Source organism: Paraburkholderia sp. BR10923 (assembly GCF_040948765.1).
Lineage (GTDB): Bacteria > Pseudomonadota > Gammaproteobacteria > Burkholderiales > Burkholderiaceae > Paraburkholderia > Paraburkholderia youngii.
This window is the reverse complement of the sequence record NZ_JBFPKO010000065.1, coordinates 1-10,508: the sequence shown is the minus strand read 5'-3', so window position 1 is coordinate 10,508 and position 10,508 is coordinate 1. Positions and strand designations below refer to the sequence as shown.

The window sequence follows — 10,508 nt, the reverse complement described above, 5'->3', positions numbered from 1 at the left end:
GCCCGATCGCGGCCGGCGTCAGATCGATCACGCGAATCGAAGGCTTCAGCTTTCGCAACAGCGCATCGTTCTTCACGTGCGCGCCGGCCGAGGTCGCGTCGAACACGAAGTCGATGTCATTGAACACCGGCAGACGCGTCAGACCTTCGACGCCTTCATGCGTGGTCGCGACGCCCAACCGCGCGGCGCGCGCGAGGCCGTCGGAGTTCGGATCGATGCCGACCATCGCCGCCATCTCCAGATGCCGGCTGTTGCGCATGATCTTGATCATCAGATCCGTGCCGATGTTGCCCGAGCCGATGATCGCGACCTTCAGTTTTTCGGAAGCCATATAGAGTCCTGATTCAAGCGATAAACGTGGCACGCACGCTGCCGAGGCCTTCGATCTGCGCGCAGTAAGTGCCCGGCTCCTTGACGGCGACCATCGGGCCGAGCGCGCCGGTCAGCACGACGTCGCCGGCGCGCAGCGGCGTGCCGAGCTGGATCATGCGATCCGCGAGCCACACGGCGGCGTTCAGCGGATTGCCGAGACACGCCGCGCCGCTGCCGCGCGAGAGCACTTCGCCGTCGCGCGACAGCGTCATCGCGCACGCGGCGAGGTCGATCCGCGAGAGCGGCACCGGCCGGCTGCCGAGCACGAACAGCGCGCTCGACGCGTTGTCCGCGACCGAATCGACGAAGCGGATGTCCCAGTTTTCGATGCGGCTGTCGACAACCTCGATCGCGGCCAATGCGTACGCACTGGCGCGCAGGATGTCGACGAACGTGTGCTTGTCGTGCGTGAGGTCGTGTTCGAGCACCAGCGCGATTTCGGCTTCGACCTTCGGCTGGATCAGCTTCGACAGCGGCATCGGTTCGCTGTCGCCGTAGGCCATGCCGGCGAACAGCGCGCCGAAGTCGGGCTGATCGACGCCAAGCTGCTTCTGCACGGCAACGGACGTCAGACCGATCTTGCGGCCGACGATGCGCTCGCCGTTCGCGACGCGCAGATCGACGTTCGCGTGCTGCACTGCGTAGGCGGTGGCGACGTCGTCGAGCGGGATGCCGCCCGCAGCGATGTCGCCGCGTACGGGCGAGATGGTCTGGCGCATCGCTTCAGCATTGCGCAGGCGCGAGGCCAGCGCGTTGACGACGTTGGCGTCATGCATGTTCATGTTTCTCCCTGGTTTGAGGCGTGTCAGGCAGGTACCGCAAGACCGCTGACGTCGGCGGAGGCGACGAAGCGATCGGGGCGCAGTGCGACTGCGCGCGCACCGTACTTGCGCAACCATGGGCGCAGTACGCCGTCGAGATCGACGAATTCGTCGCAGCCCTTGGTATGCTGATCCTGTTGGCGCAGCGCGATGTAGCGGGCACCGAGTTGGTCCCACGCCGCTTTTTCTTCGGGCGTGAGCAGCGTGGCGGGATCGACGTCGTCGCCGAGCAGCACGAAGCCGTCGCCGAGCAGGTCGTCCAGCCGTGCCATCACCCCGCGGTTATCGCCCACGACGGGTTGCGGGACCATGCGGCCCACGATGCTGTCGTGAGCGAGCGGACCGCGCAGCCAGCCGGCTTCCAGCACCGGCGGCGCGATGAGCGGCTGCTCCGGCGCGTCGGGCGGAGGCGGTGCATTGAGCGCGGCCTGTTCTTCTTCGGAGAGTTCCTGTTTGATGATGCGGCCGAGTTGCACGGCAAGGCCGGTGTAGAACGCCGCATTGGGCCGACGTTCCGCTTCATAGGTGTCGAGGAACTGCTCGGGCAGCGTGCCCTTGAGCACGCCCGCGAGCTTCCAGCCCAGATCGAACGCGTCGCGCATGCCGGTTTGCATGCCCGCGCCTGCCCAGGGCGGCATCAGATGCGCCGCGTCGCCCGCGAGAAACACGCGCCCGACACGCCACTTGTCGGCCATCCGCGTATGGTGGCGATAGAACGCATACTGGTGGATTTCGACATCGTCCTCGGTGACGCCGAGTGCTTTAAGCAGCGGCCAGACGTCCTCGTTCGTCGCGAAGTCCGCTTCCGACTCGGTCGGCTTCAGCGGCAGTTCCCAGCGGTGGTTGCCGCCAGACAGTGCGATGTCCACCACCGGCCGTTCCTTGTCGGACCAGAACGTCAGCAGGTTGCGGTCTGGCCACCAGCGCTTGACGCGGCAGTCGATCACGATCCACTGCACCTCGAGCGTATCGCCCAGCAGCTTGACGCCGAGCTTGCCGCGCGTGGCACTGCTGCCGCCATCGCAGCCGATCACGTAGCGCACGCGGGTCTGTTTCGTTTCGCCCGTTGAGAGGTCTCTGGCGGTCACCGTGACGCCGGTTTCATCCTGCTCCAGCGACACGACTTCGAAGCCGTAGTGCACGTCGATGCATTCGGCGTGCTTCGCCGCGCATTCGCGCAGTGTGGACTCCATCGTCGGTTGATAGATGTTGAAAAAGCGCGGCTTGATGCCGAGTGTCGAAGGCGGGTGCTCGATGCGCAAAATCTCGGTGCCGTCATAGCGCATCCAGCGTAGCGCGCGTTGCGGATCGATCTGCTTAAGCACCGGTTCGTCGACGCCGAGGTTCTGGAAGATGCGCATCGTCCAGTCGTTGACGGTGACTGCGCGCGCACGCTGGTAAATGTCTTTGTGTTGCTCGAACGCGATGGTGGAAATGCCGTGTTTGGCGAGGGTCAGCGCGGCGATCACGCCGGTCGGTCCATAGCCGACGATGGCAACCTCGGCGTCGTACTCATTGGTCATATCTTGTCTCCACTAGATATTCTGGATGTTCAACGTGGCAGCGGGATGCGCGTATTCGCAGCGCAAGGGCCAGCGCGATGACGGCGACCGCCGCCGTCGCCCGTTTTTTAGTTATTCAGGAAGTCGATGACGAGGCGGTTGAACTCGTCGGCGTGTTCCCACTGAGCCCAGTGGCCGCACTGCGGCAGGATATGGAGTCGCGCATCCTGCAAGGTATTGATCATGCGCAGGCCGTGATCGAGAGGCACGAAGCGGTCGTCGCGGCCCCACGTGATCAGCGTCTTGTGAGCGATTTGCGGAAAGCGTGCGGACAGGTCCCATGTGGTCACGGGGCAAAGCTTCGAACTCGCGATGAAGTTCTTCAGGTGGTTCAGGTTCGACTCGATGTTGTTCCAGCGTCCGCGACGCAACTCCTCGGTGATTGCGCCAGGCCAGTACACGAACACTTCGAGCATGGCCTCGAAGTTCTCATAGGTGGGTTCTGCATAGAGCTTGAACATGCGTTTGATGCCTTCGCCCGGCTGAGGCTGGAGGATGCTCGGACCCTGAGCGCCAGGTCCCATCAACACCATGCGATCGAGGCGTTCCGGATACTCCAGCGCGAAGCTCAATGCCGATGCTCCGCCCATCGAGTTGCCGACCAGATGCACGTTGGCGATGCCGAGCGCATCGAGCACCCCTTTGGTCGCGCGCGCGTTCAGCAGGTTGCGGGGCACGTCGCTGACGATCTCGCCTGATTTATTGAAGCCGGGGCTGTCGATGAGCAGCACTCGAAATCCCGCGTTCACCAGCGCGTCGACATTGCGGTAGTAGTTGCTCCAGCCGCTTGCGCCGGGCCCGCCGCCGTGCAGCATGGCGACGGCCGGGCCGTGGCCGGCGTCGTTGAAATGGATGGTGAAGTTCTCGAGACCAGGTTCGTTGATCGTCACGAACTTGCTGGTGCTGGCTTCGGTCAAGGTCATACTGTGGCTCCAGGAATATGGTCTTGCAGTCAAGCTATGTGATGAGTCGGGATTCAATGCGCGTTGGGGGCGGGCGCGCCGGGCGGCGGATTCAGTTTGTGTCCCCAGTCGCTGAGTTCGGAGTAGCGCTTGATTTCCCATGTGTCGTCGTTCACCACGATGCCGCCCGCGCCGAATTCGATCGCGAAACCGGACGGCGAGATCATGTAGAACGAAAACATCTGGTCGTTGGGGTGATGACCCAGTTCCATCAGGATCGGCACGCCGGCCTGCTTGCAGCGGTCGTAGGCGAGACCGACGTCGTTGGCGTCGGTGCACTCGACCATGATGTGGTGGATACGTTTGGGGACCGGGAACGGCACTTCCGCGACCGCCATCGAGTGATGACGTCCGCTGCGAGCGTGAAAGAACGTGACGTCGAGGTTCACGCCCGGTGCGGCTTCGCCAGTGATGGAGTCGCTGAGCTTCAGGCCGAGCACGTCCTGGCAAAACGCCTTGGCGCGCGCACTCTGCTTGGGCACCGTGACGAAGTGACCAGCACCCAGGCGTCCTGTGCTGAATGCTCCGCGCAGTACCGAGGAGCGGAATGCGTCGCGTGTGTGAGCGCGGAACGCGCAGCTATAGAACTCGTGGCTGATGCCGTCGGGATCGTGGCACACGAACAGGCGGGCTACGCGGCGCTGCTCGGCGATTTCACGATCCGCCTCGACGATCCCGGCTCCGCGGGCACGCGCCTGATCGACGAACGCGTCGAGCTGCGCATCCGTTTCGAATTCCCAGCCGGCGGCGAGGAAGTCGTCGAGCTCGCTCTTGACCAACAGGAAGCGCTGCTCGTAATCATCCATACGCAGGCCGAGCGATTCGCCGGCGACGCGCCTGCCCAACTGCAAACCCAGTACGTTGACGGCGAACCCCTCCCATGCCGCCAGGTCGCTTACGCCAAGGACCATATACCCCAGTGTCGACACGCTGTGCATAGCTCTCCTTATGTTCAAGTTCTGATGACGGGCCATTGGCCCGGAAATGTTGCGAAGCACTCTCCGGTGCATGCTCGTGTCCGGATCGGGCGATGAGGAACAACGCCCGATCCGGACGCTGGTCTGGCTCATTCCCACAGTTGGAATTAGTGTACCGATCGGTCCAATCGCGAACAGCCAGGGCAAACCAGTAATGAACCGATCGGTCCAATACGGTAGAAAAGGGGGCGAAGCGGTATACTTTTGGAATGGAAACCACACAGCAGATTGGCAATCGACGCGGCCAGAGATCGCGCCAGGAAATCCTCGACGCAGCCGCCCGCGTGATGTCGGCCTATGGCTACACCGGCACCTCGATGTCGGCGCTGGTCGAAGCAACCGGAATCCCGAAGAGCGCGATCTATCATCATTTCGGCTCCAAGGCCGGGCTGTTGGCGGAGGTGATGGCGCAAGGCGCGCGGGGCTTCTTCGCCGCGATGCGTGAAGCTCACCAGAATCCGCCCGAAGGCGGCACGTCGCGCGAGCGTCTGGGCTGGTATCTGAAGAAGACGGGGGAGGTGTTCCAGCACCGCGAGAACTTCCTGCGCCTGTTGGTCGTCATGGTGATGAGCAACGAGGCCGCGGAGCCGGAGGCGATCCAGACGGTGATCGAGGTGCGCAACGAAGGCCGCGACTATATGCGCGAGATGATCCGCAGCGCGTTCAGCGCTGAAGGGGACGCCGCGGCGTCAGCGGTCGCCGACGAACTGGCGTATTTCGGCATGCTCGGCTTCGACGGCGCTTTCGTCTCCTTTCAATCTGGCGACAACAGATCGATGGAAACGCATATGGCGCAGCTCACCGATGCGCTGATTGCGCTAGGCGAAGCGCGTGCCGCGTCGTTCCGGGAAGCGACACGGGCAGCGGGCCGCAAGCGCGGCGCTAAACCGGCGAAGGACTCTGTCCGGCTGGCGGAGAAGCGGCCGAAAAGCAAAGCGGTGCAAAAGGGCGGCATCGCTGGCTAACTCAGCCTCGCGCGGCCACGTTGAACGGGCAGGGCTGGCGTTGCGCGAGTCCCCGCGCGCAGCGCCTCTGATCGATGCTTACAGGTTCGCGCCCCGCAGATCGACGACGCGTTTCGCCTTGCCGGTGCCGGTCATTGGAATATGTCCGGCAAGCGCGACCGAGACCGTCGTCGAGACGCCGACCATCGTCTTGATGCGATGCTGCAGTTCGCGCGCGAGCGCTGTCCGATCGTGGTCGCTCAACGACTCGCCGACCTCCGGCCGCGCTTCGACGCACACCGCCAGAGAATCCAGATGCCCGTCGCGTTTGACCGTCAATTGATATTGCGCGCTCAGCTTGGGAATCGCGAGAATCAGCTCTTCGATCTGGCTCGGAAACACGTTGACGCCCCGGATGATCAGCATGTCGTCCGAGCGTCCGGTGATCTTCGCCAGCCGGCGCATCGCGCGGGAAGTCGGGGGCAACAGCGAGGTCAGATCGCGCGTGCGATAGCGGATGACCGGCATGGCTTCCTTCGTCAGCGAAGTAAAGACCAATTCGCCTTCGCTTCCATCCGGCAGCACCTCACCGGTAACGGGATCGATGATTTCCGGGTAGAAGTGGTCTTCCCAGATCACCGGACCGTCCTTGCTTTCGATGCACTCCGCCGCGACGCCGGGGCCCATCACTTCAGAGAGGCCGTAAATGTCGACCGCGTCGATTCCCGCCCGTGTTTCGATTTCGCTACGCATGGCCTGGGTCCAGGGCTCGCCGCCGAAGACACCCACCTTCAGCGACGATTCGGCCGGATTCATCCCTTGGCGCGTCATCTCGTCGATCAGGTTAAGCATGTACGACGGCGTGACCAGAATGATCGACGGTTCGAAGTCGCGGATCAGCTGAACCTGCTTTTCCGTCTGGCCGCCGGACATCGGCACCACCATGCAGCCGAGCCGCTCCGCACCGTAGTGAATGCCCAGGCCGCCGGTGAACAGGCCATAGCCGAACGCGTTGTGCAGCGTGTCGCCGCGACGGCCGCCGGCAGCGCGGATCGAACGCGCGACGATGTCGGCCCAGGTATCGATGTCGCGTGCGGTGTAGCCCACGACCGTCGGCTTGCCCGTGGTCCCGCTCGATGCATGCACACGCACCACCTGGTCGCGCGGTACGGCGAAAAGACAGAACGGATAGTTGTCGCGCAGGTCCTTCTTCGTCATGGTCGGAAACCTGGCCAGATCGGACAGTTCCTTCAGATCGTCCGGATGCACGCCAGCGGCATCGAACGCCTTGCGGTAATGCGCCACGTTGTCGTAGGCATGGCGGACCGACCATTTGAGGCGAGTCAGTTGCAGAGCCTGCAGCTCGTCGCGGCTGGCGCGTTCGATCGGTTCGAGTTCGTCGGATTGGGGGGTGCGTCGGACCATCGGAGTCTCCGGAATACTGGAATTGGATTGATTCGAGTCAGGCTGCGCTGTCGATGGCAGCGCGGGCATGCCATGACGCACGCGACCACGAAAGTGCGGCTAGTAGCGGTGAAACGCGGTACCGGTCTTCACCGTAATGGGTGCAGAGATTGCTCAGTACCGTAGAGAACAGAGCGACGCCCGCGTTATCCGCCCACTGCAGCGGGCCCAACGGATAGTTGACGCCTTTTTCCATCGCCAGGTCGAGATCCGCGGCCGTGCACACGCCCTGATTGACTGCATCGGCCGCTTCGTTCACCAGCATCGCGACGGTCCGCATCACGATCATGCCGGCCACATCGGCCATCGGCACGACCGAGTAGCCGGCCGCCTGCATCGCGCCGACGACGGCCGCATAGGCCGAATCACTGCATTGCCGCGCACGGGCGAGCGCGACCGTGCTGCAGCCGGCGTAGTCGAGTGCGAGGTCGACGAGCACCACGTTGTCGTGATCCATGTCGTGAGCGCATTGAGTCGCCGTGCGCCCGTCGGTCAGTCGCAGCAGCGCGTCGTCGATTTGCGCGACCACACCGTCGACGCGTTCGGTTTCCGGCATCGTCGCCGTAACGAGCCCGGCATCCAGCAGCCTTTGTTGAAGCCGCGCGATCACGCCGGACTGCGGAAACAGATTGACGACCCGCGGAGAATCCGCGGGTGGCGCAAGCCGCGGGCTCGGGCGCGCGGCGTTCGGACCATATTCGTAGAAACCACGTCCCGATTTGCGGCCCAGAAAACCCGCATTGACCAGCTCCTGCTGGATCAACGACGGCGTGAACCGGGGATCGTTGAAATACGCACGAAACACCGACTCGGTGACCGCGAAATTGACGTCGTGTCCGATCAGGTCCATCAGCTCGAACGGTCCCATCCGGAAGCCGCCTGCCTCGCGGATCACCTCGTCGATCGACGCGGCACTCGCTGCCAGCTCGTTCAGAAGCCGCAGACCTTCGGCGTAAAACGGACGTGCCACGCGGTTCACGATGAAGCCGGGCGTTGAGCGCGCGTAGACGGGCGTCTTGCCCCACGCGGCGGCCGTTTCGTACACGCAGGTCGCGACGTCCGGCGATGTGGCGAGGCCGCTGACCACTTCGACCAGCGCCATCACGGGCGCGGGATTGAAGAAGTGCATGCCCACGAGGCGCGACGGAATCTTCAGCGTCGCACCGATCGCCGTGACGGAAATCGACGAAGTGTTGGTCGCGAGAATGCAGGCGTCGTCCACGTGCTCTTCGAGCTCGGCAAAAATCTTGCGCTTCACTTCCAGCCGTTCGGCGACGGCTTCGATGACGAGCCCCGCATCGCGCATCGCGGCCAGCTGGTCGACCGCAAACAGCCTTCCGTTCGCTTGAGCGGCAGCCGTCGCGTCGAGGCGGCCTTTGTCGACGAGCCTCGCGAGATTCGCGGCGATGCCCTTGATGGCCTTTGCGACCGTAGCGGCATCGAGATCGAATAGGGCGACCCGGTGTCCGGCGAGCGCGGCCACCTGGGCGATGCCCGCACCCATCGCGCCCGCGCCGACGATGCCAACGATCGTGGAAGTCTTCAATACGTTCGACATGCGAGTGGCTCCGCTCAAACGCGCTCGATCGCAATCGCGATGCCCTGGCCAACGCCGATGCACATCGTGCAAAGCGCGAAGCGTGCGTTGCGGCGTTCGAGTTCGTAGGTCGCCGTCGTGACCAGCCGGGCACCCGAAGCGCCGAGCGGATGGCCCAACGCGATCGCACCGCCGTTCGGATTGACGCGGGGATCGTCCTCCGCGACGCCGAGACGGCGCAGCACCGCGATACCCTGCGACGCGAACGCTTCGTTCAGCTCGATCACGTCGAACTGGTCGAGCGTCATGCCGAGGCGCGCAAGCAGCTTCTCGGTGGCCGGTGCCGGTCCGATGCCCATGATGCGCGGCTCGACGCCCGCCGTAGCCATGCCCACGATGCGGGCACGCGGCGTCAAATGGTTGCGCTTCGCTGCCTCTTCGCCTGCGATCAGCAACGCGCAAGCGCCGTCGTTGACACCCGAAGCGTTGCCCGCCGTCACCGTGCCGTTGGGGCGCACCACACCTTTGAGTTTCGCCAGCGCCTCGAGCGAGGTCTCGCGCGGATGTTCGTCGCGATCGACCACGAGGGGTTCGCCCTTCTTTTGGGGAATGCGCACCGCGGTGATTTCCTGGGCCAGCGTGCCGTCCGCCTGAGCGCGCGCGGCGCGTTGCTGGCTGCGCAGCGCAAAGCGGTCTTGCGAGTCGCGGTCCACGCCGAAGTCGTCGGCCACGTTTTCCGCGGTTTCGGGCATCGAGTCGACGCCGTACTGGCTGCGCATCAGCGAATTGACGAAGCGCCAGCCGATCGTCGTGTCATGGATTTCGGCCGAGCGCGAGAACGCCGTCGCCGACTTGCCGACCACGAAAGGTGCGCGCGTCATGCTTTCGACGCCGCCCGCAATGTAAAGGTCGCCATCGCCCGCGCGGATCGCGCGCGCGGCGCTGCCCACCGCGTCCATCCCCGAGCCGCACAGGCGGTTGATCGTGGAGCCGGGGACGTCGATCGGCAAGCCCGCGAGCAACGCGGACATGCGGGCGACGTTGCGATTGTCCTCGCCGGCCTGGTTCGCGCATCCGTAGAGGACGTCCGCGACCTGCTGCCAGTCCACCGACGGATTGCGCTGCATCAGCGCGTGAATCGGCACGGCGCCGAGGTCGTCCGCGCGAACATCCTTCAGTACGCCTGCATAACGTCCGAACGGAGTGCGAATGGCATCACAGATAAAGGCTTCGGTCATGGTGTTTTCCGTTAGAGAAATTGAACGATTCAGGCTTTGCATCCGCAACAGGGTTGCGCGGTGCGATCAGACATGAGCGGCTTCGCGCGGCGGCACGTGACGCCGTACCTACCGTCGGTGCTTGTTGAACAGTGAATGAGACATGAGATGGAACTTTGATCGAAGACGGGGGTGTGATGTGCTTGCGCTCATCGTTCGTCGTAACTGACGACAACCTTCTCGCTCACCGGATGACACTGACACGTCAGCACGAACCCGTCGCGGACCTCGTGTTCTTCGAGCGTGTAGTTCTTTTCCATCTTCACTTCGCCCTCGAGCACCTTCGCGCGGCACGTGCAGCACACCCCGCCCTTGCACGCATACGGCAGCGCGAGACCGGCGCGCAGCCCGACGTCGAGCACGCTCACGCCCTGATACGGCAGGCGCAGCCTGCGCCGCTTGCCGTCGAGCACGATTTCGAGGTCGGCCGCCGGGGTGTCCGCGGTGATCTCGACGGGCGGCACCCCCGCCTGCGGCAGCGGCGTGCCGAAGCGCTCGACGTGCACCTTCGCGGGCGGCACGCCGGCAGCCTTCAGCGCCGCCTCGGCCGCGTCCATCATCGGCGCGGGGCCGCAGATGAACGCCTCGTCGA

General features: G+C 64.2%; 9 protein-coding genes and 1 pseudogene. 1 reads left to right on the top strand and 9 read right to left on the bottom strand.

Going from position 1 to position 10,508, the window contains the following annotated elements:
* The 5 genes and pseudogenes from AB3X94_RS40410 to AB3X94_RS40390 all read right to left on the bottom strand — a co-directional run.
* Nucleotides 1–331 (bottom strand): annotated as a pseudogene (locus AB3X94_RS40410) (acetaldehyde dehydrogenase); the annotation flags it as partial.
* 13 nt (nucleotides 332–344) lie between these two features.
* Nucleotides 345–1,148, bottom strand: a complete 804-nt coding sequence (mhpD, locus tag AB3X94_RS40405) for a 2-keto-4-pentenoate hydratase (protein ID WP_368614388.1) — start codon at nucleotides 1,146–1,148, stop codon at nucleotides 345–347.
* Nucleotides 1,149–1,177: 29 nt separating this feature from the next.
* Nucleotides 1,178–2,716, bottom strand: coding sequence for a bifunctional 3-(3-hydroxy-phenyl)propionate/3-hydroxycinnamic acid hydroxylase (locus tag AB3X94_RS40400; protein ID WP_368614387.1), 1,539 nt, complete (start codon nucleotides 2,714–2,716; stop codon nucleotides 1,178–1,180).
* 107 nt (nucleotides 2,717–2,823) lie between these two features.
* Nucleotides 2,824–3,678 carry a 2-hydroxy-6-oxo-6-phenylhexa-2,4-dienoate hydrolase gene (gene bphD, locus AB3X94_RS40395; protein WP_176111910.1) on the bottom strand — a complete coding sequence of 285 codons (855 nt, stop codon included), beginning with the start codon at nucleotides 3,676–3,678 and terminating at the stop codon, nucleotides 2,824–2,826.
* Nucleotides 3,679–3,731: 53 nt separating this feature from the next.
* Nucleotides 3,732–4,655 carry a VOC family protein gene (locus AB3X94_RS40390; RefSeq protein WP_368614386.1) on the bottom strand — a complete coding sequence of 308 codons (924 nt, stop codon included), beginning with the start codon at nucleotides 4,653–4,655 and terminating at the stop codon, nucleotides 3,732–3,734.
* A 356-nt stretch (nucleotides 4,656–5,011) separates the two neighbouring features.
* On the opposite strand from AB3X94_RS40390, the gene AB3X94_RS40385 reads away from it, so the two are divergent.
* Nucleotides 5,012–5,659, top strand: coding sequence for a TetR/AcrR family transcriptional regulator (locus tag AB3X94_RS40385; RefSeq protein WP_368614385.1), 648 nt, complete (start codon nucleotides 5,012–5,014; stop codon nucleotides 5,657–5,659).
* A gap of 78 nt (nucleotides 5,660–5,737) precedes the next feature.
* Here the strand turns inward: AB3X94_RS40385 and paaK are convergent, their stop codons facing one another.
* From paaK to AB3X94_RS40365, 4 genes are all read right to left on the bottom strand, one after another.
* Nucleotides 5,738–7,063, bottom strand: coding sequence for a phenylacetate--CoA ligase PaaK (paaK, locus tag AB3X94_RS40380; protein WP_368614384.1), 1,326 nt, complete (start codon nucleotides 7,061–7,063; stop codon nucleotides 5,738–5,740).
* A 37-nt stretch (nucleotides 7,064–7,100) separates the two neighbouring features.
* A complete protein-coding gene (gene paaH / locus AB3X94_RS40375; protein ID WP_368614383.1) occupies nucleotides 7,101–8,660 on the bottom strand; it encodes a 3-hydroxyacyl-CoA dehydrogenase PaaH in 1,560 nt (519 codons plus the stop codon).
* A 14-nt stretch (nucleotides 8,661–8,674) separates the two neighbouring features.
* Entirely contained in the window at nucleotides 8,675–9,877 is a 1,203-nt protein-coding gene (pcaF, locus tag AB3X94_RS40370) for a 3-oxoadipyl-CoA thiolase (RefSeq protein ID WP_176111915.1), read from the bottom strand.
* 188 nt (nucleotides 9,878–10,065) lie between these two features.
* Nucleotides 10,066–10,508: 2Fe-2S iron-sulfur cluster-binding protein (locus AB3X94_RS40365; protein ID WP_368611265.1), on the bottom strand; the 443-nt coding region annotated here is incomplete at its 5' end.